Source organism: Myroides odoratus (assembly GCF_001549985.1).
In the GTDB taxonomy this organism is placed as follows: Bacteria; Bacteroidota; Bacteroidia; order Flavobacteriales; family Flavobacteriaceae; genus Flavobacterium; species Flavobacterium odoratum_A.
In genome coordinates, this window is the sequence record NZ_LROZ01000005.1 from 215,299 (window position 1) to 236,282 (window position 20,984).

33 protein-coding genes are annotated in these 20,984 nt (G+C 32.4%); 4 read left to right on the forward strand and 29 right to left on the reverse strand.

Annotated elements, in window-relative coordinates; translation table 11 throughout:
* Window positions 1-410 precede the first annotated feature (410 nt).
* On the reverse strand, window positions 411-653 hold the full coding sequence (locus tag AWV75_RS07850; RefSeq protein ID WP_060873855.1) for a hypothetical protein: 243 nt from the start codon (window positions 651-653) through the stop codon (window positions 411-413).
* 124 nt (window positions 654-777) lie between these two features.
* On the opposite strand from AWV75_RS07850, the gene AWV75_RS07855 reads away from it, so the two are divergent.
* Window positions 778-1,287, forward strand: coding sequence for a hypothetical protein (locus tag AWV75_RS07855; RefSeq protein ID WP_060873856.1), 510 nt, complete (start codon window positions 778-780; stop codon window positions 1,285-1,287).
* Window positions 1,288-1,316: 29 nt separating this feature from the next.
* Here the strand turns inward: AWV75_RS07855 and AWV75_RS07860 are convergent, their stop codons facing one another.
* The 27 genes from AWV75_RS07860 to AWV75_RS07980 form a co-directional block, all read right to left on the reverse strand.
* The gene (locus AWV75_RS07860; protein ID WP_060873857.1) at window positions 1,317-2,372 is read right to left on the reverse strand and encodes a nucleoid-associated protein; all 1,056 of its coding nucleotides are present in this window, start codon (window positions 2,370-2,372) and stop codon (window positions 1,317-1,319) included.
* Between the two features lie 33 nt (window positions 2,373-2,405).
* Window positions 2,406-3,089: a hypothetical protein gene (locus AWV75_RS07865; protein ID WP_060873858.1), complete on the reverse strand. Its 684-nt coding sequence runs from the start codon at window positions 3,087-3,089 to the stop codon at window positions 2,406-2,408.
* Between the two features lie 2 nt (window positions 3,090-3,091).
* Window positions 3,092-3,442 carry a YopX family protein gene (locus AWV75_RS07870; protein ID WP_060873859.1) on the reverse strand — a complete coding sequence of 117 codons (351 nt, stop codon included), beginning with the start codon at window positions 3,440-3,442 and terminating at the stop codon, window positions 3,092-3,094.
* Window positions 3,439-3,675: a hypothetical protein gene (locus tag AWV75_RS07875; RefSeq protein WP_060873860.1), complete on the reverse strand. Its 237-nt coding sequence runs from the start codon at window positions 3,673-3,675 to the stop codon at window positions 3,439-3,441. The genes AWV75_RS07870 and AWV75_RS07875 overlap by 4 nt, the downstream gene beginning before the upstream one ends.
* A gap of 71 nt (window positions 3,676-3,746) precedes the next feature.
* Window positions 3,747-4,298, reverse strand: a complete 552-nt coding sequence (locus tag AWV75_RS07880; protein WP_231738064.1) for a hypothetical protein — start codon at window positions 4,296-4,298, stop codon at window positions 3,747-3,749.
* Window positions 4,299-4,403: 105 nt separating this feature from the next.
* Window positions 4,404-4,763 carry a hypothetical protein gene (locus AWV75_RS07885; RefSeq protein ID WP_060873861.1) on the reverse strand — a complete coding sequence of 120 codons (360 nt, stop codon included), beginning with the start codon at window positions 4,761-4,763 and terminating at the stop codon, window positions 4,404-4,406.
* 2 nt (window positions 4,764-4,765) lie between these two features.
* Window positions 4,766-6,148 carry a DNA cytosine methyltransferase gene (locus tag AWV75_RS07890; protein WP_060873862.1) on the reverse strand — a complete coding sequence of 461 codons (1,383 nt, stop codon included), beginning with the start codon at window positions 6,146-6,148 and terminating at the stop codon, window positions 4,766-4,768.
* Window positions 6,149-6,150: 2 nt separating this feature from the next.
* Window positions 6,151-6,768, reverse strand: coding sequence for a hypothetical protein (locus AWV75_RS07895; RefSeq protein WP_060873863.1), 618 nt, complete (start codon window positions 6,766-6,768; stop codon window positions 6,151-6,153).
* A gap of 1 nt (window position 6,769) precedes the next feature.
* A complete protein-coding gene (locus AWV75_RS07900) occupies window positions 6,770-7,510 on the reverse strand; it encodes a site-specific DNA-methyltransferase (protein ID WP_060873864.1) in 741 nt (246 codons plus the stop codon).
* Entirely contained in the window at window positions 7,511-7,999 is a 489-nt protein-coding gene (locus tag AWV75_RS07905) for a DNA N-6-adenine-methyltransferase (protein WP_060873865.1), read from the reverse strand.
* Window positions 8,000-8,065: 66 nt separating this feature from the next.
* Window positions 8,066-8,905, reverse strand: a complete 840-nt coding sequence (locus tag AWV75_RS07910; RefSeq protein ID WP_060873866.1) for a hypothetical protein — start codon at window positions 8,903-8,905, stop codon at window positions 8,066-8,068.
* On the reverse strand, window positions 8,847-9,890 hold the full coding sequence (locus tag AWV75_RS07915; protein WP_060873867.1) for a hypothetical protein: 1,044 nt from the start codon (window positions 9,888-9,890) through the stop codon (window positions 8,847-8,849). Before AWV75_RS07915 ends, AWV75_RS07910 begins: the two co-directional genes overlap by 59 nt.
* Window positions 9,890-10,081, reverse strand: coding sequence for a hypothetical protein (locus AWV75_RS07920; RefSeq protein ID WP_060873868.1), 192 nt, complete (start codon window positions 10,079-10,081; stop codon window positions 9,890-9,892). Before AWV75_RS07920 ends, AWV75_RS07915 begins: the two co-directional genes overlap by 1 nt.
* 18 nt (window positions 10,082-10,099) lie before the next feature.
* Complete coding sequence (locus tag AWV75_RS07925; RefSeq protein ID WP_197429567.1) at window positions 10,100-10,651, reverse strand: hypothetical protein; 552 nt, start codon at window positions 10,649-10,651, stop codon at window positions 10,100-10,102.
* Window positions 10,626-11,060, reverse strand: coding sequence for a DUF3127 domain-containing protein (locus AWV75_RS07930; RefSeq protein WP_060873870.1), 435 nt, complete (start codon window positions 11,058-11,060; stop codon window positions 10,626-10,628). The genes AWV75_RS07925 and AWV75_RS07930 overlap by 26 nt, the downstream gene beginning before the upstream one ends.
* Window positions 11,061-11,062: 2 nt before the next feature.
* The gene (locus tag AWV75_RS18695; protein ID WP_156424181.1) at window positions 11,063-11,230 is read right to left on the reverse strand and encodes a hypothetical protein; all 168 of its coding nucleotides are present in this window, start codon (window positions 11,228-11,230) and stop codon (window positions 11,063-11,065) included.
* Between the two features lie 516 nt (window positions 11,231-11,746).
* Complete coding sequence (locus AWV75_RS07935) at window positions 11,747-12,142, reverse strand: ASCH domain-containing protein (RefSeq protein ID WP_060873871.1); 396 nt, start codon at window positions 12,140-12,142, stop codon at window positions 11,747-11,749.
* Window positions 12,120-13,082, reverse strand: coding sequence for a hypothetical protein (locus AWV75_RS07940; RefSeq protein ID WP_060873872.1), 963 nt, complete (start codon window positions 13,080-13,082; stop codon window positions 12,120-12,122). The genes AWV75_RS07935 and AWV75_RS07940 overlap by 23 nt, the downstream gene beginning before the upstream one ends.
* Window positions 13,083-13,084: 2 nt before the next feature.
* The gene (locus AWV75_RS07945) at window positions 13,085-13,420 is read right to left on the reverse strand and encodes a hypothetical protein (RefSeq protein ID WP_060873873.1); all 336 of its coding nucleotides are present in this window, start codon (window positions 13,418-13,420) and stop codon (window positions 13,085-13,087) included.
* A gap of 70 nt (window positions 13,421-13,490) precedes the next feature.
* Complete coding sequence (locus tag AWV75_RS07950; protein WP_060873874.1) at window positions 13,491-14,450, reverse strand: hypothetical protein; 960 nt, start codon at window positions 14,448-14,450, stop codon at window positions 13,491-13,493.
* Window positions 14,435-14,677, reverse strand: coding sequence for a hypothetical protein (locus AWV75_RS07955; protein ID WP_060873875.1), 243 nt, complete (start codon window positions 14,675-14,677; stop codon window positions 14,435-14,437). Before AWV75_RS07955 ends, AWV75_RS07950 begins: the two co-directional genes overlap by 16 nt.
* Window positions 14,667-14,942 (reverse strand): helix-turn-helix domain-containing protein, encoded by a 276-nt coding sequence (locus AWV75_RS07960; protein WP_060873876.1) that lies wholly within the window; start codon window positions 14,940-14,942, stop codon window positions 14,667-14,669. The genes AWV75_RS07955 and AWV75_RS07960 overlap by 11 nt, the downstream gene beginning before the upstream one ends.
* Window positions 14,942-16,435, reverse strand: a complete 1,494-nt coding sequence (locus AWV75_RS07965; RefSeq protein WP_060873877.1) for a hypothetical protein — start codon at window positions 16,433-16,435, stop codon at window positions 14,942-14,944. Before AWV75_RS07965 ends, AWV75_RS07960 begins: the two co-directional genes overlap by 1 nt.
* A 12-nt stretch (window positions 16,436-16,447) precedes the next feature.
* On the reverse strand, window positions 16,448-16,606 hold the full coding sequence (locus AWV75_RS18700; protein ID WP_156424182.1) for a hypothetical protein: 159 nt from the start codon (window positions 16,604-16,606) through the stop codon (window positions 16,448-16,450).
* Window positions 16,607-16,838: 232 nt separating this feature from the next.
* On the reverse strand, window positions 16,839-17,099 hold the full coding sequence (locus AWV75_RS07970; RefSeq protein ID WP_060873878.1) for a hypothetical protein: 261 nt from the start codon (window positions 17,097-17,099) through the stop codon (window positions 16,839-16,841).
* 30 nt (window positions 17,100-17,129) lie between these two features.
* Window positions 17,130-17,378 carry a helix-turn-helix domain-containing protein gene (locus AWV75_RS07975; protein ID WP_060873879.1) on the reverse strand — a complete coding sequence of 83 codons (249 nt, stop codon included), beginning with the start codon at window positions 17,376-17,378 and terminating at the stop codon, window positions 17,130-17,132.
* Window positions 17,375-18,082 (reverse strand): phage antirepressor KilAC domain-containing protein, encoded by a 708-nt coding sequence (locus tag AWV75_RS07980; RefSeq protein WP_082711053.1) that lies wholly within the window; start codon window positions 18,080-18,082, stop codon window positions 17,375-17,377. Before AWV75_RS07980 ends, AWV75_RS07975 begins: the two co-directional genes overlap by 4 nt.
* Before the next feature lie 324 nt (window positions 18,083-18,406).
* Here AWV75_RS07980 and AWV75_RS07985 point away from each other — a divergent pair, with 324 nt between their 5' ends.
* Window positions 18,407-18,676: a hypothetical protein gene (locus AWV75_RS07985; RefSeq protein WP_060873881.1), complete on the forward strand. Its 270-nt coding sequence runs from the start codon at window positions 18,407-18,409 to the stop codon at window positions 18,674-18,676.
* On the opposite strand, the gene AWV75_RS07990 is transcribed toward AWV75_RS07985, so the two are convergent.
* Window positions 18,647-18,841, reverse strand: coding sequence for a hypothetical protein (locus AWV75_RS07990; RefSeq protein WP_060873882.1), 195 nt, complete (start codon window positions 18,839-18,841; stop codon window positions 18,647-18,649). The two genes, AWV75_RS07985 and AWV75_RS07990, sit on opposite strands and share 30 nt — an antisense overlap.
* Window positions 18,842-19,058: 217 nt before the next feature.
* Here AWV75_RS07990 and AWV75_RS07995 point away from each other — a divergent pair, with 217 nt between their 5' ends.
* A complete protein-coding gene (locus tag AWV75_RS07995) occupies window positions 19,059-19,859 on the forward strand; it encodes a hypothetical protein (RefSeq protein ID WP_060873883.1) in 801 nt (266 codons plus the stop codon).
* Between the two features lie 82 nt (window positions 19,860-19,941).
* The gene (locus tag AWV75_RS08000) at window positions 19,942-20,871 is read left to right on the forward strand and encodes a hypothetical protein (protein WP_060873884.1); all 930 of its coding nucleotides are present in this window, start codon (window positions 19,942-19,944) and stop codon (window positions 20,869-20,871) included.
* Window positions 20,872-20,984 lie beyond the last annotated feature (113 nt).

The following is a 20,984-nucleotide window of genomic DNA, read 5'->3' on the forward strand; positions in this document are numbered from 1 at the left end:
GCAGTTTTAAATAATTAATTTTATCATAAAAATAAATATTTATATGATAAAACAATTGCTTTTAAATACCATTTTTTAATAGTTTTGGTAATTATTAATATTTAAAAATGAAAAAAACAACCATACTTATTATTGGCACACTTGTATTTGTTTTTATGACTTATTTTAAGCGTAGTTTAGAATATTTAATATCTGTAAAAGATTGCTTTTATAAGGATTACATGTTTTACGTAGCTTTATTAATAGCTTTTTTATGCAGTTTTATTTTTACAAGATTTATAAAATTTGAAAATAAATAAGTATTAATATATTATACTTAAATAGAAAAGCCCCTTAATTGGGGCTTTTTACTATTAGAACAGTATCTTTAAACAGCATTCCAATTACGCTGAGGTTAAAGAGCTATTCTTTTAAACTTCTGCAATACCTTTTAGAAACCTTTGCATAGCTTCATAATGATAAACTAAATCATCTCTATGCTCTAATTTTAAATCTGCGAAATATTGAGTTCTAATAAATTGCATGAATAAAGTAGACATCGATTTTTCGATGTTAACTAATTCATCTGTTGATTTAAACTCTCTAATAAGGTTAAATGATTTTAATAGTGATTCATAACTTGGTGTTGTAGAATCGTTTTTTAGGGCTCCCATTAAGTTTTTAGGATTCTATGCCTATTAAGTAGACGAAATATCGTAGTCAATTTGACTAGAGCAAATATAATTAATTTCAGAATAAATACTATTTTAGTTATTAATAAAAATCAATATGTTAACCATGAAATACGAAATAATTTTACCTTTCCTTGCCTTATGTGTTTCTATAATTACACTTTTTATTACTTATTTTCAAAACAGAAAATCTAGAATATCTCAGATACAAACGGCAAAGTTGGAAGAGCTTTTAGAATGTATTTATGAACTTTCTAAATTCTACAATACTTTTAAAGAACTCGAACCTATTGTTCAAAGGGTAAAAACTCGTGATTATGATCTTAATGAATATTTTAAAACATACTATCATGAGTTTCTTCAAAAAAGAATGGATCGAATAGCATATTTATTTTCTAGAATAGAAGTTCTAAATAAAGTATACGCAATCAATTCTACTAGGGAAAAAATAACAGAATATCATAACATTATGTATTCTTTCTACAAGTATGTTTTAAGTCTTGAATATAGACGAAAAGATGAATTTAAGAATGGGTTTCCATCAGAAGGTGAAATTAGAGATAGAATAACATATATAGAGAGTAATTTATTGACTAGTATAAAAAAATATAAATAGTAAAAGCCCCATTAATCGGGGCTTTTTATTTATTTGGTTTCTTTATTATAGTAACATAGGTAATAGTACATCTGTTTTTCTTCATCCCAACCTTTTTCTATGAATTTATCTGCGCTTTCAGGGTTGATAAAATCTAAGCGAATCTGAATATTTGTATCCAGGTTGATCACGTTTTTAAATTTCTTGCGCGCTTCGGTTACGGCCTTGTTTGAAATTGGGAAGGAACTCACATCTTCGATACTGTATTTTTCGCCTTTGTCAACTTTGTAGTTTTTGAACTCGGAAATTAGGTCGGGGTTATCGAGTACTTCGTTTAAGAAGTTCGTTTCTTCAAAGTCATCATTCTTCGCGAAGTAATCAACTGAGCGATTCAGAAACATTACTTCTTCTTTTTTATCTTCAGCAGGAAGGACCACTTCTTTCGCGAAGTCTTGGCAGAATTTCAAATACTTTTTGGTGTGGAAGTTTTCATCTTCAAAAATATCTAGTCCAAGGAAATGCTCTAACCAATAACGTGCATCGTAACGGTTGCTGTCAATTGTCAAGATTTTGTAACCTTCTTCTTTTTTGTAGTTGAAGATTAAAACTCCTTTGTCTAGTTTGCCAAGGTTTACCCCTTGTTCTAGCCGCATCTTTAGGTTTGATTCCTCCTTGTCGAATTGGATAAAATCAGTTTTTATCTCACTTTTAAAGATACCGATCGCGTCAACTACATTGTTGTCGATCGATACATTGGTTAGGTAAGTAACATAAAGCTCTCCGCTTTTGATATGAGGGTGTCCGGACTGCTCGTAAAGATGGCGAGCGATTTCTTTTGATTTATCATGAGCCGAATTAGGATTTTGGAAAATGCTCGTTGCGATATTATACATGGTGTGAAATTCTAAATCAACATCATGTTCAAATCGGAAATAGTCTTCGTCTTTCTCTCGGAACGGTTTAAAGAAATACTCTTTAAGCAAAGGTGCGATTTCGTCTGTTAACGTATAAGGGTTTTCAGTCATAAAAACACCTTCGCCTCTTGCTTTGTTATTGATTTGGTGGATTGAAAGGCTTTCAATCTGTGTGTTGAATAAATTAATCATTGTGGTAAATTTTAATAGGGTTTGTAATTATTTTTAGTATCCGTAATAAATCATGATGTTGTTTTCCCAATCGAATGTTTTGTAAATTCTAACTAACTCAAAAACTGAATACTCGTATTTACAGCTTTTTGTAACAGCAGTTCCTCTCTCAAGATTATAAGGTCTTCTGTCGTGTGCCCAATCAAAATGCATCTGTTTCAGATGTTCTATGATTTTATAGATTGCATTTTGCTCCTCTTGAGTTATTTTAGAAAAATCAAAAGTGTGTTGTTCTTCAAGAAGTGTATTGTACTTCGATTTTGCAGAGTTCAAAAATTCGCTATGTTGTCGTGAGTATTTTTCTTCTGTGATATCAGGAAAAAAAGGAACCAACATATCTTGTTGGTATTTCTGAACTTTTAAAGAATAATAATCAATGATATATGCAAGAAATTCCTTTGTAACAACATGCAAGTCATTACCCGAAGCATAATATTCTGTTGTATCTTCTTTTTCAAAGAATTGCTTTACTGAAGTTTCTGGTGGTGTAAAATCGGTGTATTTACCAAATTCATATAATTCAGTTCCTAAATCATAAATACCTACATGTCCGTTATCATCAGGATCTTCATCATTATACACTTCTCCTTTTTGTTCGAATAGTTCTTTTAAAGTCATCGCTTTAAGTTTGTCGTATTCTTCTTTAGGTAAAAAACCTATGTATGTTCTATATCCCATATCTACTCTTGATTTTCGTGGATGTTTCCAACTATTTCTATTTGAGGGTACATGTCATCGTCGAAGTGCCAAAAAGGAATTGCTTGTACTACCTCTCTATTTTTTACAGAACACATTTGAAAAGCATTATTGTAAAACATTGCAATGGCTCCGTCTTGGTCAATATCTCCTTCGAAAATCTTAACTCCATTTCGGTCTTCTTTTCCAGTATATTGCCTAATATATACTAGTGGTAATTCATTCCATACATCACATTTTTCTTTTATGTTTGATATATCGTATAAACCGTATTGTTTTTTAACTATACCGTTTACGCTTTTAAATCCGTATTCAAATAATATTTCTCTACTCATCTTGTTTCTTTTTTAGGTTCATGTTTAGGACAATTTTTTCTGATAAAATCAAAGTCTTTGTGCGCAGGTACTCCAAGTCCTGAATGTTCGCAATTATTAGTTTTCCAAGTCTCTAAAAATTGTGGTTCATCTTCCATTCCATTACTATCGTTAACTATACATTGATTAACACAAGTAAGGCAAGTTTTAAATTTTGGATTCTTCCAACATTTACAATTTTCATCATGTGTCATAGCTTGGTGTTTTTTCCAAAATCCACGTCCACAATCAGAATAATATCGTATTACTTTTTTAGAGTACATTGTTATTCTTTTTTATAAAACGCGACTAATACAATGCGCTTTCCGTTATGAATTTTTGCAGGGAACTTGCTGTGAAACAAATTTGATTTGTAAGTAACTAAGCGATTCGGCTCGCTAAATAATATTTGCTGAATACTCCATTTCTCCCAATCGTTTGCATCTTCTGTAATCAGCCGATCGAACTCTTCGTTTGTAACATCTTCTGGTAGTTCTTCTCCGTGAATATGGTGTTTCCAGAATGCGGTGCCGTTTTCGGTAGTTCCGTCTTTTGGGTTGATGTATAATACCTTGGCAAGTGCTGTTTTTTCGCCTTGGATGATGTTGTCTGCATGAATTCTGAGGTCAGTATCAAATTTGGACGTTGCTTGCCTAATGAATGTTGTAATTAGTTCGTGGTCTTCCACTTGTAAATGAGGAAGTATTTCCTTTGGAGTTTCTAAAATATCGAACTCCTTATCGCCTAGTTTGATTCGTTGAAAATCTGTGTTTAGGCAATAGTTTTGCAGTTCCTCAAATAACTCTTGAGGAAGAAAATTGTCTTCGGTATGTTTCATAGTATGTGGTTTAAGAAAAGATGTAATTCAGTACGATGATTGCAGTAGCTAAAGCAATCAATAGAGCCGTTTCTAAGGATGGGTATTTGTGTCTTTTTTGCATAGTTATAGTAAGTTATTTTCTCTTTCTAGTTGTTCAATAATAGCCGTTAGTTTAGTAGGATCATCCAATTCAACTATTTTAGCAAATCGAATTGCCAAATCACTTGTTACTATGCTATCCCCTCGTATTTTTATACCATTTATTTCAAGTTCGTAAAGTAAGTCATCAGTGTTACAATCTTCTAAATGGTCATAGTTACAACGTTCTTTAACTTCATTTTCATTTATCATGTCTAGCCTCCATTCTGCGTAAATTCTTACATTATGGTGCCCTACAACCTTTAATACCTCATCGCTGTATTTTATAAAATACTTTTTACTGCCTTTGAGTGCATTTCTAAATAGTTTCTCTTGGATTGTCATAACTACGCTATTTTTTTAGATTCAAAATGTTTTAAAATTCCTAGAGTATTTGCGGTAGCAAGAGCTTTAGATATATTCACGTCAACAGCATTCCCAATGTATTTTTTTTGCTCTGCCTGTGTTCCTTTTAAAATGTAATCTTTCGGGAAGCCTTGAATTTGTTTTAACTCAGGTATTTTAAGCATACGCATATAAATATCACTTATGCCATGTTCAGTCATTAATGCATTAATTAAGTACAAAGGTGATTTATCTTGTCTGGCAATAACCGTTGGGCATGGTCGATTTATAGAAGTTGAATGACCTCCATATGCAGGATTGAATATAAAAGTTAATAAATTTTGCTTAGGCGTTGTTGTAACTGTCCTAGAAGGTTCATTAATAGATGAACAAAATCCTGTTTTATATTGGTTAAAAATGAGTTGTATTTTTGCAAAACGATCTTTTGTTGTAACAGTTCCCGCTGGGCTATTTACAGAATTGTAATTTATACCATTCCCATAATACTTATAAAGAAAAACATCCTCTTCTTCCTTTAATGCTTTTATAATTCCTTTATAAATAACTTCAAGAGTTTTATCAACTAATGGCTTTTTTCTGTTAAAAATAGATTTGCCATAATCTCCCAGCTCTAAAATTTCCTTTACAGAATTCCATTTTTGTAATTCCTTGTCGAATAGATTGTCTTCAGGATTTTTAGCATTAGTTCTATCTGGCCAACATATTGGAAATCCTTTTTTGCTAAATTGTATGAATAGCCTTTCACGAGTCTGATATGAACCATAATCAGCTGAATTACATATTTTATATTCATAATCATATCCTTTGTTTTTTATGGAATCTACCCAAGGATGGTAAAAAGTCCCTTTCTTGGTTTTATCTGGTATGTTTATATACTTTCCCTGTTTGTTTAATGATAGTACAGAATATAATCCAGATTCATGTAAATCAGATTTTAAACGAATTGGTCCCCAGTCTAAAAATTCAGTTACATTTTCAATATAAAAATAATCTATATCTAAAGCATCCAAATATATGTTCATATGATTAGCTAAACTTCTAGAATCCCCATCCCGTGATTGTCCCCCTTTTGCTCTTGAGTGGTTTGTACATTCCAGAGACGCCCAAAGATTAATAACTACATACGGTTCTTTTTTACGGATATTATCTACAATGTTTTTAATTTTCTGTACAACTTTAAAATCGCGTATATCCTCTGTAAAGTGTATTGCGCTTGGATGATTTGCTTTGTGTGATTCAATAGCATTTTTATCATGGTTTACACACGCAAGTACTTCTGTATTTTCTCCAACTAGGTGAATACCTGTTGTGGTACCTCCCCCTCCACAAAAGAGGTCTATCCAATAAATTTTAATTCTATTCATAACTAAATCTGGTCTAAAATTGATAATTGGTTCTTCTGAGCAACCTTTTCTTTCTCCTTGCGTTCCGCTTCTTTCAAAACCTTTCTTGCAATACCAATCATTGATTTTTCATCTTCTTTGTAGGCTTGGATTAAGCCCGTTAGATTGATTAAATCAACAAAGTTTACTGACGCGATTTCGTGTATAAATTCATCGAAACACCCTTGAACATCGTCAACATCTTCTTCTTTTTTCTTTACGAAATGTTTGTAATCAGGTATCAATCCCTTTACTGCTTCTGATGCATGCTTTAGGTGTTTGTAGGCTCCTTTCATCACTTGACTTTTGAGAGGGAGGTTTGGAAGTGTGTGTTCAAATAAAACACTAAGCGAGGCAGACATAATCGTGATTTTAGTCATGGCATTTGCCTTAGAATAAATCAACTCACTTTCTGTAATTGGTTCTACTTTTGCCTCGCCTAGTTGTCTAGCAACAATAATTGCTTGTGCCTCTTTGTTTGTGTTAGCATATGTAGCATTTGCTAAATCACAGAAGTAATTATATTTCCCGTTGTAGTATGTTTTTTTACTGCCTTCACCTTTTGTGATGATGAAGTATTTAGGCTCGTTTTGTGTGTTCATTTTAAAAAAGTTTTGTTTGTGAGGATTCGTTATTTATTCTTTCAACTCCTAAATCGAAGTAGACTTTTTCAATTTCTAAACAGTTGTATTCTTTGAAATTGAATTTCATAGCACTTAATGCACAGCTGAATGATCCAGCATGTGTGTTAATTACTTTAAAGTTCGGTTTTGTGAAGTTTTTGTAAATCCAATCGTAAAGAATGATTGGCTTTTCTGTTGGGTGTATTCTTTTTTGATTTAAGGTTTTGTCACCTTGCATTATATGCCCTTCATTCATAGATTTTCCTTGCAACATTCCATTCCACATAAATCTGAAAACAGTAGTTGGAATATCAAAGTTTGTGTATGCTAATTCGTAGTCATTAAAACTCGATTTTCCATTGCATTTATCCCATATAATCCAATTCTTAGGATTTTTATCAATAAAATCTTGGAGCTCTTTTTGTCCTCTTGGTGTCTTAAAAGGAACTCCTATAAAATCAAAATAATTAGCTCCCCAAACAATCCAATGTTTACAAGTTCTTTTAAGTTCAATAAACCATTTTAAGTCAGGAACTTCCCAATTGTTTGTAATAGGATAATCTCTTCTTTTTATGTTTAGTTTATTTACTTTGTTTCCATAGTACCCTCTTTTTTCAGGACCTTTGAAATATGGTGGGTCTGCATCTCCTAAATCAAAATACTTATCAGGCTTCGTTTTTAAGAAATCATAACAACAGTTATTGATAGGAATAATGTTCATTTATAAAAAGATTAATTTACCTTGTAAACCGCTATTGATGATTGTATTGGTATCGTTCTCTGTATAAGAAATCAATACAGATGGTGCTCCACCATTTGCTTTTGCTTTTTTGCCTTTCACATCATAAAATGTTAATCTGCCTTTTAAGAAAAATATCGAATGAGCATAATTAAATACTAGATCTTGAAAGTAAGTTGTTTCTGTTCTAGCAAACATTAAGCAAATTCCGTTCTTGTGATCTGCCATTTTCTTCAACCATTTATGAATGTGATATCTGTTATATGGCGGATTTAACCAGACTCTACCTTCCCAATTTTGTTGCAAACCATCATCTTGAATTGTAAGATGTTTTTTTGCTGTGTGCCATGGTCTTTTTATTGGGGAACAAGGGTCTAAATCAAATTCGCCTAGTTTTTCCAATATTTCAGGTGGTGTTAACCACTCGTCATTTTTTCCTTCTGGTGCTTGATGCCCTCCAATTCCTTTCATTTTAAACAATAGATTATCTGTCCGAGTTGCTTCGGATAGTGTTAAACAATAAGTTTTTGTTGATTTTTATTTAAGCCAATCCTCGATTGATTTGTTCTCGTTGATTCGCTTTTGGAATACTCCCTCTAAGACAATTTGCTGAAGTTTTAACTCGATTTTCTCGTGTTCGCTTTGTTGTACTTGGGAAAGGATTTGCTGTAAGAAAGCTCTATTTTGTGTACGTTCGGGATTGGAAATTTCATCCTTGATTTCTTTTTCTACCAATTCCTGAGCTAATCGTCTTTTTTCAGAATACCATTCTTTGAGTTTAGGCGACGATTTTTCATTCGGATAAGGGATAACTCCTCTTTCTACTAATTCTTGAAATACGTGGCTAAAAGGCGGTAAAAAAGACTGATTTGATTTGTATTCTTCAAACAGTCTTTCGATTGCTTGATTCATGATGTCCGTTTTTTGGCTTTCAGAAACGGCAGGAAGTTGATTTTGAACAGGAATTACACTTTCGCGAGTAATGTTGTGTTTTTGCTTTAGTTCGAGTTTCCAAGCTTCGTATTTTTGAAGAATTTCAGCAGCGTATCCTGTATCGAAAAGTTGATAGTGTTCAGTTTTACTTTCATACATCCGCATTCGCTCTAGTTCAAAAGCTTTGTAAATTTCTTCTGGTGTCAGGTGAGCATAAGCCATCATGAACATTCTCATGATTTCACTCATGGTCAGCTGATCAGTTTTTTCTTTCATCCCACTTAACGCAATTGATTTGGTCAAAACCTGAGTAAGCAACATAGACAGTGTTTCATCGTCCAATCGTTCCCGAATCGTTTTGCTTAGGTAAGTTTTTTTTACAAAACTAATTGGCGTCGCCAAGCATCTGCTTTCTAACTCGTTCAGCTGCTTCGTAACCAACATTGGCGTTGTGTTGGATTGTGTCGATTGATTGGCGACCGACAAACCTTTCTTGCTGTTGTCCATTCTGATTCTGATTTTTGTTATTACTCACCCACTCAGATTTAAAACCTTGCCACCCTCTGTTAATACATTCAATAAAAATTTCATTTGCATGTAAATCGGTTTTGTTTATTTCACTGACTAAACTTTTTAAAGCAGTTTCACTAAACGAAGCCTTTTTCTTTTTTCGATGGTTGATATAATCATCAAGTATTTTTTCATCTACTCCAATACTTAGAAAATGTTGTCTAAAAACTTCAGTCTCATTTATTTTTTGACTTTTTGGGAAGAATTTATTTAGCCAAGTTTGGAAATAAACTTTGTTGTGTGGAATTGCATGTTTATATAATTTTTCGAAATCAATTTCAACGCCCTCAGTTTTTTCTAAAAATTTTTCGAGATCAATTTTGAATGACATTTTCTTGCCATTGTAGATTTTCCAAATTCTAAAAACCTTAGACTTGATATCTTCATTGCCTTTTTCAAAATCTGATTCGCTAATATTATTAGATATATCTTCAGATATATCTTTATTAGTATTACTTAGTATAGTATTACTAATATTAGCTAATTCCCCGCTAGCGGATACACCGACGTCGGTAAACCCGCTAGCGGATAATCCATCGGCGGATAAACCGTCGGCGGTTTTTTGTACCACGGGTGATAAAATCTCATAAATGATACCGTTAAAAACGCCTTTATCATTCTTGATTTTGTGCCTTAAAAGCAGGTTTTCATTTTCCAAATTCTTTAAAATTCTCTTGATTGTCCCTTCGCTTTCTTTGGTCTGATTAGATATTTTTTTTGCTGAAAACTCCCAGTCATTCGGTTTAGAAAGCAAGTAAACATAAAGCCCCTTTGACTCAAAAGTCAGTTTTTCACTATTTAGAATTTCATTCTGAACTATTGTGAAATTTCCTTGTGTTTTGTTTATAAAATTTCCCATCACTTTTTAACTAGTTTACGTGTCCTTCCATCCACTTGTACCCAAGTGTAACCTTTATCGAACTTTTTCTGTTCGCGTTCTTCATTCTTCTGAGAAAGTGTCTTTGCTATGTCTTTCAACTCAGCTTGTTCTTCCCAGATAGAAAGGGGCTCTTTTTCAAGAACCCGCTTCTTTTTGGTTTGCTTAGTCATTTTTAATAGGGTTAAAAATTATTTTTGACTAGGAATAAAAAAAGAGATGTGATTTTTTGTTAAATCATATCCCTTTGTTATTAAAAAATCAGTATGTTTTTGTTTAGTATCTAATAGTTTACCACACTTAGATTTAAAACATTTTTTACTACTATCATATACTAGATAGTTATGAATTCTCCTATGAGTTTGTTTGTCTAGAAAAAACACATCTTCAAAATGCTCATCTAGATAACTCCAGTGGTGAATTTCACATTCTTTAGGAGTGTTGAGTTTCCTAGAAAGATTTTTGTACTTAGCATTCTTGTAATTTCTTTTTTTATTTGCCTCCATTTGCTTTTCCTTATAGTTTAATCTCTCATATTTCTCCCTTCCTCTTTCTCTCTGCTTTTCAACCCAAGTAGGATCTTGTGATTTAATTCTACTATGTTTTATTGCTTCTGATTTACAACATTCTTTGCATTTGTTCAAGTGCCCATCAAACATTTGCTTATGTTTGTAAAAATGACTTATAGGTTTAGTCACTTTACATTTTATACACTCTTTAGAATGGTAGATTGTCTTCATCATCTTCGTTGTACTGTGGTGTAGGAGGAAATTGATTACCTGGAGCAGGTTGACTTTGTTGATTCTGTTTCCATTGCTGATGAGCATCTGCTGCCGAACCTTGGCCGTGGTAAGTGCCATCTTGCATTTGCGGTTGGTTTACAGCTGCAGTAATTTTCCAAGCTTGAATTGTGTTGAAATATCTTACTTCGCCTTGTGGTGAAGTCCACTCTCTGCCTTTGAGATTTAAGTCTACCTTTACGTAAGTTCCGACTTGGAATCCGTCTAGTAAATTCACTCTGTCTTGAGTTACTTCGATTAGGATGTCTTGCGGATATTGTTCATCCGTTGTAACGACAAACTCTCTTTTTTTAAAAGAAGAGCTAATATCTTGAGTGCTTCCTATTAGTTTTATACGTCCTTGTATGTCCATGGTTAAATATTTGGTGGTGAGATTGTTTGCCCATTTTCGTTATAATGAACACACTTATACCATTCGTTTTTTAGTTTCTCATACTCTTTTGATTTATGATCATTCCAACCATAAATACTAGCTTCTTTTTTAAGAGTTTCTATTTCTTTTTTAATCGTTTCTTTACTCATATTATTTTGCCGATTCCTACAATCGGGAAGTTTTACTTATTATATTTACACTATACTTAACAATAAGTACTTTTAAGTATTATTTTAACTATAATTAAATTATTTATCTCAATAAAATCAGTAACTTTATTATCATAAAAACAGGTTTCAACAAAAGAAAGCAAGCACAGTCTGTTTTTCATAATACAATTTTCAATCTAAATTTTATTTTATTGCTACTAGGGCTGTGCTTTGCTTTCATATAAAACATGAAAGAGGGTATAGGGACTTTTCTGCATCAATAAAAACAAAATGTTTTTATAAAAGTGGGGACTTCATTGCAGATTTTTAAACATATACAACCTAGACCTCTTTCTACTATTTTAAAGGAAAGGAGTAGAAAATTTATTAAGTAGTCGATTGTGTATTAAATTAATTAGGTGTAGATTCAGTCACAATGATTACAATCAATGGTAGTTTTAAATAACATTACAAAAATTAATTAATACTCCTTTCTCTTTTTCATCTTCCATCATCCTATAATTTTTCAATATCTACATCCCAAAGACCTAGTTTGCCTTTTACGTTTAGAATTGGTTTTTCATAGAAAACAGCGTCTTTTAAAACCCAGTGCCAAATACCTTCTCCTTTATCTGCCCAAATTGATTTGTGGTTTTGAACACAATCTGCAATAGTAACTTCGCCGATAATTGCACTAAGAGTTAATATTGGCTTCTGTATTGATTTTATGATTGTGTATTGCTCATTAGTTAATGAAGCATTTTTATCACCATACATTGGCGCGTGTATGTAAACACGTCCTCTGAATCTAGTTCGCCAAGTTCTGTTCTCGATATCCTTAACCCCTAGGCAGATTAACTCTGCCCAAGGTTGCTTTACTGAAAGTGCTTTAGTTATTTCTTTGCCAGCCATCTGCGATTTGTTTTAGGGTTTCACGTTCTTTGTTTACAAGCCATTTACGCGCCATTGTAACTCTTCGAGTCATGTGTTTTATATCATCTTCTGTAAGAACTACATTGAATGATTTAAGACGCATATGTGGAGGAATTGAAAAGTCTTGAATAGGATTGTAGAAGTCGTAACCAGGATATTCTTTTTTGAATTTTGCTACGTCGAAAATCATGTTTCGCTCTAGTTGAGCAACTTTGTAACGGAATTCTTCATCTGTGTCGTCAGGTTGTCCCATCTGAAACCACATTCTTCTCTTTTCATCCTCAATTAAGTGGAGTGGTGCATTTACTAAACAGTAAACAAGCTCCGCTTCTGTTTTGGTTTCTAACTCAGGAAAATCGTAACTATGAGCAATCCACATATAGCCTTTTAATTGCCATTCGTACAGTGTTGTTAGTTCTGCGTTTTCAAAAGACTCCATGTCCCAATTGCTTTTGGTATCCTTGATTTTCTTTTGAAGATTATCGGGGGTTCCTTGGATAAAACCATTGCTTAGGTGTTCATCATTCTTTCGGTAGAAAAACTCATCGCGTTGAGAGTTTAAATCAAGTGAATCCTCTTCACAAATAGTTCCCTTGCTTAGATATTTGTTTTCAAGGAATCTTCTGCGTTTCCAAAATTCATGGCGAAACACTTCTTCTAAATAAGTGATTGCACCTGTTGGAAGTTCATCGCCTTTTTCGCGATCATCTGTTAGTTTAATGAGTTCATCAGCTTTATTTTGAGTCCACTTAACTTTGTTACCGTTGGCATTTACTCCGTAATCTCGCTCATTGACTAATTCCTTGATTCTAGCTTCTCTTTTTTCCGCTGCTTCCTTGCTTGGAAGGTTTGTCATTAACTTACCAAATGAAGAACATCTAGCTTCCCAATTGGTGAATATTAAGTTTTCTGTTTGCATGGTTATTCTTTTTTACCACCGTGTATTCGGCTTAGTTGATATTGTTTTGATAGTTCTGGATTTCTCTCTAATTCGAGATTGTGTTCTAAACAACAAGGTTTCCAAAATCTGACATCTAAAAAGAGCGTTATCCCGTTTTCTCTTGCCCAATCATCTGCATAGCCAACGCGACCGCGGAGATGTTCCACAGTAGTAGCTTGCTTATTACAGCCTTCGATAAAACATTTTTGATTGTATTCTTTAGAGAGGAACTCTAGTCGGATAACTTTGTAGATTTCGTTATCCTCTTGTCTTTTTTTGGAAACCTGATTGATTCGCTTAGGTTTAGCGTATTTCATTTTGCAAGAGTAAGAGCAGTATGGTTCAAGAGAATTGTACTGTATAAACTCCTTGCCACATTTACAAATTTTAGGATTGGCCACTTAATGCTCTCTTTTTGTCATCAAGCAAAACGATGTGTTCCATTTGCTCAATGTGAGGAGAAAGTTTTTCTAGGTCTTTTAAGTTTTCAATACCTTCGATTGCTTTTGGAATAAGTTCGCTTTCTTTGGAATTGTAAAGCTCTTGAAGTTCGATATTATCTGAATCAGCAACGGCTTTTTTTAGCTGCAAAAGAGAACTAAATTTATCTGCTTTATCTAAGTACTCTTTCAATCGGTTTAATTCTTTTTCTTTTATCTGTTCTTCTTTTGATAATCGAGTTGAACCAACCTCTGTGTAAGGAATATCCTCTGCATCGCCATCAGTAATATCTGTACCTTCAATGTGATTGTAAAGCCAACATTTTGCTTTACGTTCAGCTTTACCATTACAAGAATCTGTTGTTGCATAAGAACCTGCTTTTACTGTAAATTCAAGTAGTTGTTTGATTGGTTTGTCTTCTCCGATTTGGTAAGTAACTTCACAAGTAACTAAGGCGGTTTCTTTATTTTGAGCAAACGTTGTTGTTGGGTAAATAATACTGTAACGAAGTCCTTTTATTTTTTTAAGTAAATAAGTAAAACCCTCTTTTGTTACATACATATTACTCGCAATAATGTTGAATTGATTTCCAGTAGGATTTAACCCTAACAATACAGCGTCAATTAAACAATCCTTTACAGTTTCCAATGGATATGGTTGAGGCATTTGCCCTTTACTTGGTTTGTCTCTATCTGTTCTAAATCCAAGCTTAGATCCTGCTAAACTCATAATCGGTTGCATTACCTCTGGGGTTAATGTATTTCGAATAACTGAAATTGCATTAGCCATTGCAAAAGCATTTGTGAAGTTCTGACTCTTGTCGGATAAAACAGCTAATACTTGTGTGTTTATTGTTTCTGCTGCCGCTAATTGGTATTGTGGGAGTGTACTTATTTCGTTTGCCATTTTTGTAGGTCTTTAAAGGTTATGAATTTAATAGGTGTCATTTTCTTAGCATGATTTAACTGTGGTTTACCGTTAATCCAAAACTGTTTTGATGACTTATTTACAATTATAAAAAGCTCTAATTCTCCTTCGTTAATTGCATCTTTACGCTTTTCATAATCATTAAATAATAAGTGATTCTCAACTTCTTCTGAGAAGTCTAAAAAAAAATATTCGTTATTCTCCATTTGTCATGTAGTCTTTTAATGACTGCCTAGAAATTCTCCAAGATTTACCTGGTCGTTCAGCTTTCAGTAACCCAGATTTAATGTGATTCAAAATCGTTGGTTCAGTAACTCCAGTAAATTTGGCGACTTGCTTAACAGTCATATATTGTTCGTTTAAGGGTTTTTCCTTATTCTCGCCACTAGGTAATAATCCGAAAGCAACTATGTAATGCGCGATTTTTTTTAGTTGGTCGTCGCTTAAATCAACTTCAACTTTTAGTGCCATTATGTTCTAGTTAAAAATTCAACAATAAAATCCTGGTCAATGTGTCCATGTTTGGATAAACAGTAATCACAGAAATCGTTTAAAAGAGTTTGTTGAGTTCTTTGTTCTGAGGTTAACTCAACTAAAACGATATGATCATTGTCAACGGATTCGATATCCATTAAAGATGGTTCTTGGTCAATAAAATCCTCAGGAAATGCTGTTGTAGCCCAAGTTGGCGGTTCTTCGTACTCTACTTCTTTAATTTCTGCTTCTGGAATAGGTGGATTTTCTATTCTATACTTAGTATTGTTTAGTAAATCTTGAAACTCTTCTTCATCACATAAAATATCTTCAATAGGAAAGACAATTTTGCAATGTTCTAGGTTTAGAACTAAATCTTCATCGAATCCTAAGTTTTTCAAAGCTTGAATACGTTTAGTTTTCAGAAGCTCGTCTTTTTCTTTCTGTAATGCTTGTTTCTCTTCTTCTAAACGTTTGTTTTCTGCTTGGATACGTTCTTGTTCAGCTTTTTGGTTCGCTTCAATTTCCGCTTGCTTTTTAGCGTTTTCCTCAGCAATTCTTTTTGATTCTTCTTCCTGTTCTTGACGTTGTTTTTCAAGTCTTAAACGTTCTTCTTCTTGCTTATTTAGCAAAGTTTCTCGTTGTTCAAACTCTTTTACTAGCTCAGCGCGTTTAGCTGCGTATTCTGATTGAAACTCTTGAACGTTAATTCCTTTCTCTTCTTCAAATTCCTTTTTTAATATTTTAAATTTTTCAAAAGGAATAGAGTAAATCTTATTGATCCAACGATTGTAAAAGTCTTGAATCGCTTGCTTGTGGTTATTGATGCGTTCCGTTTCTTTTCGCTCGTTTTCTAATTTTTCGCGTTCAACTCGCAAATCTTCTTGCTCCTTTAGAGTAGCCTTTTTACTTGATAGAACGAATTTTAAACTTTCCAATTCGCCTAGTAAATCTCCTTTAAACTCTTCAAAGTCATCAGGAGAAACCTCTACTCCATTTAACAAGGGTTTTACCTCATATTCTAGCGAGTTAGCGTAATCTAAATTTTTGATTTCCTCTGAAACAGTAGCGACAATCGATTTGATGTTGTCTCGGTGCGCTTGTTTACGATTCTCTTCTTTTTGAAGTTTAGCATTGCGCTCGTCTTCCTTGATCTTCTCCCATCTCTTTACCTCCGTTTGTTGCTTCTCTTCATGAGGTTTAGTAATTTCGATAAACTCATCATATAAGTCTGAAATAGGTCCAATAATCTTTTCTTTTACTTTACCTATTACAACTTTCTTTTCTGAATCTAACGAAGTCCTAGCGGTTACTAATGCTGTTCGGTGCTTCTTGGCAAGTGTATAGCTTTCTGTATCGGAAATCTCTGTATAAGGATTTTCTTCAACTATTTTAAGTTGTTGTTCTCTCTTGTTCTTTACTTCTTCTAAAGTGTTTACGTTAAAAGTTTCAAGGCTAAATGTTTGTGGTAGGGTTTTATTTTCTGACATATTTCCCGTTGTTTAAAAAATGTGTTTTTCGTAAATTTTGTAGCAAGGTGGTAAACTTGCTTTTTCTTTCGCCTCTTCTGGTGAAGAAGCTAAAACAGTTATATCTGCGTGGTTGACGTGATCTCCGTAACGGAAGTAAACTGTCACTACATACTGTCGTCTCTCGTTCATTTGTGATAAACTCTATGTGTTTTCGAATGGTACTAAAAAAGCCGTCAAAAAGAATTTTGTCGGCTTCTGTTTGTTCGGAGTAGGTCTTATCAAATAATTTCCAACGTCCATCTTCGATATAAGGTGTAGTCATAACTACTTTCTTTTTTGCTTAGGTAGGCTTAAAAGAATAAAGCAAAGGGTAGCTACCAAAACACCCAGTACAGTTATGAGATCGGATAAGAAGTTAATACTAAGCATTTCGACGTTCGTTTTTGGATACAGCTATTAATTTTGAAGGCTTAGCTTCTTTTTCAGCTATAATATCGACAAGCTCTTGTTTACTGTAAAAACGCCTCTTATCCTCTGATCTTTCTGCATTTCTATAAGATGTTAGTTTTCGACTGTAATTCTGATAGAAAGTTGTTGCTTTTATACCTAAAAAATCACACGCCTCGTCTAGTGTTAGAAACTCAATGTTTTCTTTGTGTGTGTCGATTATATTTTTTGCCATTGTTTTGATTTAAAAATTGTTTGATTATTTCTAGCGTTTGTCTAGAAACATTTTGCCTTTACCTTGTAGTTGATATTCTATGGAAATACCGAATGAATCGCATAATTTTAGAACAACATCAATTCCTACATTGGTCCTTCTTGATATAAAGTCAGCCAATGTATTTGGTTCTATACCAAGTTCTCTGGATAGTTCTTGCCTAGACTGAACTTTTTTTGTTTTAATTAAATGATCGACAGATTCAGCAAAACGATCATTAATCTCATATGCTATACTCATTGCGCAGCGGTGTTAACGATTCCTAATATTTTAGCGATGTACCCAAGTCCTTTTTGAGTAACCATTGTTTGAGGTTCTACTTTAGTGATAGTAGAGTCTCCTTTTTTAATTTGTATCATCGTCTGCTTCAATGCGAAGTAACCACGATTAACAAATTCTTGCTTTGGTTCTTTGGATCCTTTAAATAGGATTCCTTTATCCCTTAAAATGTTGTAGAGGATGTTTCGTCCAATATCAAGACCCAGTGATTTTGAAGCTTCTGACATTGTTAACAGTCCATCAGAAGAAAAAACCTTATCAATGTATTCATCGCGTGGTTTCATTCTCTGGTTCTCTAAAAGCAATGCTTCTTTTTCTTGTTCGCTTTCCAAAAGCATAATTGCTAAATCTTTTTTAGTGATTGATTCTAAACTTGGTTTAGCTGATTGCTTTTCTAATTCCTCCCAACGTATAATGAGTTTTGCTCTCGCTTCGTCATTAAATTTCGTTGCGATATAAAGACATTCTTTTTTTAATAGTTGGTATTCAGGTCTTTTTTCTCCTTTAGTGTCTATATAATCAACGAGGGAAAATTTACCTCCGTTAACTTTTTCCCATGCAGATTCCATCTTTCGGATTGCTTTTAATATATCTGCATGAGATTTTCCAGTCATCGCAGCAATTTCTCTACTTGACATCGTATGGTTTATTTCAATTTGCTTCATAAATACTTATATTTAAGATAGATTTAACTTATATATGTATTCACATCGTCAATATATATCTATATAATCCGTACTTTTGCAAGACGAATTATCGTGTAAAAACGATGATAAAAGAAAGCTAACACAGGCGGATGTATAACACAAGCCAGAACAGCGTTTGGTAGTAACATTGTGTTACACGTTTGATAGAGCAGTGCTTATCAGACTTTATGAAACCTGTGTTTTGCTTTCTGAAAGGTTTTTAATTTTTGACAGGTATTGACGCCCCTCGTGGCGTTTTGAAACAAAGCGATTAAAGTAGTTTAAAATATATCAAAATTAAAAATGAGTATAGAAGAAGCTAAGGAGTTATTAAAAAAACTAGAAGCTTTAAGCGAATCAGAAAAGGAACGGTTAGGCATTCCGGTCGATAGATTTTTTATTATCCCATCAGGTATTGGAGTACCTGAATATTTGAAATTATGGGATGATGAAGAATTCTATATAAACTCAATGCCTAGCCGAGTTGAATTTACTGTAATAGGAGTTATTAGATCTACATACAGTACTTTCGCAAAGATTGACTTAAATAGGTTTGGTAGACTCCTCAAATAGGTCTAAATCGACAGAAGCAACTAAGATGTATTTACCATTTCTTTTAGAAATAGTGAAATCAGTTCCAGGGAATTTTTCCTGAAAATCTTCTAGTAGCTTATCTATTTTAGATTTGTCTTTTTCAAGTCTGTCCATGTAATTCTGCCATTGCTTTCTTTTGCTCATAATTAAGGATGATTAAAATTTAGTTTAACTTAATTTGCTTGTTTCCCGATATGTCAAAGATCATTTGATATCACTATACGAGTATATTTTAAAAAGAGTGTTCTCGTATAGTGATTTTTGTTGTTACAAATATATATCAATTTAATTGATATATAAAAACAAAATATCAATTAAATTGATATTTTTTATATATAATACTAAAAACCAATTACTTATAATGGATTTATTTGAAGTAAAGAAGGAGAGATTTATTGAGTCTATTAATTATTTAAAGTTCAAAAGTTATATTAAGAACAATAAAGATTTGTCTGATTTAGGTATAATTAGCGAATCCAGCTTATCTAGAGCTTTAAAAGGAGATCCTAAATACCTTACTGATAATTTAATAAATAAATTTTGCAATCAATTTACTTTTTTTAATATCAGTTGGTTAAATGGAGAGGATTTACCAATGCTTAAAAACCCAATCAATGAAAGAAGTAATCTATTGAGTGTAATTGAAAGTGAGGATGTATTAGAAGATAATGATGTAGAAGTATTAACAAATAGTAATGGGAATAAGTTTTTTATCTATCCATCTGGTCTTATTAAAATTGAAGTACCTAAAGTACCCTTTGACGCACATGCTAGTTATCTAGAATGTTACTTTGACGATGTTAAGACTTTAGATGATTGGGATAAAATAACTTTTACAGTTGATCATATTGGCAGAGGTAGTTATTTAGGATTTCAAAGTCAAGGAGAATCAATGAATGGGGGGTTAATTGACGACACTCCAAGTGGAGCTGAAATATTAGGAAGAGAAATCGGAAATCACCTTTGGAAAGATGGTTTTAGAAAAACTAAATATGGTTTAATTTTAATTACCGAATCAGGTATTTGGCATAAAGATATTACAGATTATAATATAGAGAAAGGCATGTTAACATTAAGTTCAAGAAATAAAAAACATAATCCATTTGACTATCCGATAAATAGTGTAAAGCAAATATTTAATGTAATTAAAAGGAATTTTTAAATAATTCAAAATTAATGCGGTCTGTTTAGATCGCATTTTTTATTTGTGTATATTTGGTTTTTGTTAACACAAAAAATGCCTTATGAAACAAATATCTACTAAGAGATTTTATTTATTTTTTTTAATCATTTTATTTTTTCAAGGTATTGTAATAATATTATCTGATAACCATCCAAAAAGTATTGGTTATGAATATCAAAAGATACGTGAAGAATTTGAAAATGACAATCCTGGAGTTATAAGTTCTTTTGGTGAAAATTTACCTGATGATATTAAAATAGATCTTGCAAAAAAAATTTATATAGAAAAGAAAATTAAGCGTAAATCTGATAGTCAACTTAGATTATATATTAGCACATTAAATAAGGCGGATAAAGAAAAGCTCCTATTAAATTTATATGGAGAAGTTTCTACAATAAGTGAACATGATTCAGAATCATACAAATTAATATTACTAAAGCATGATATTGATGTTATAAAAGCAGGATATAATCCAGTTAATTTTTTAATGGAGAAAGTATTGAAATTAAATTCTCCTTTTTATTTACAATATCAAACAAACATATTCCTAATAATAATTACAATATTATTATTCATATGTGTTCTTGTTATGAAAGTAGTATTTTTGATAAAAACCACTAATAAAAATGATAGAAAAGAAGTTGTAAATTCACTTGTAATAAAAAAAAATAGTTCTATTGTAAAAGATAAATTAAAAATTAGTTTTAAATGTATGAAGAAAAAAGAAACGCTTTTTGTTTTGTGTATGGCAATAGTATCATTTTTTTTAGGTTTTTGGTTTAAGATACCTAATAAAGAATTAACAAAGGAACTAATGTATGCAAGGGCTGAGTGGAAAAAAGAATTGTATTTACAACAATTAAAGAGTGAGTCGTTTTTTCTAGGAGATAATTTCGATTTTAACTGGAGAGTATCAATTCCTTTCTTTATTATATCTATTATATGTTTAGTAATCTACAAGAAACTTGTGAAAAAGAATATAATTAAATAATGACTAAAAAAGCGTTTATAGTTGGTTTGTTGTCGATTTTTTTATTTTCTTTTTCAAGTCAGCAGCAAGTTTACATTTGCAAAGGTAAATCAAGTAAGAAATACCATAAATCA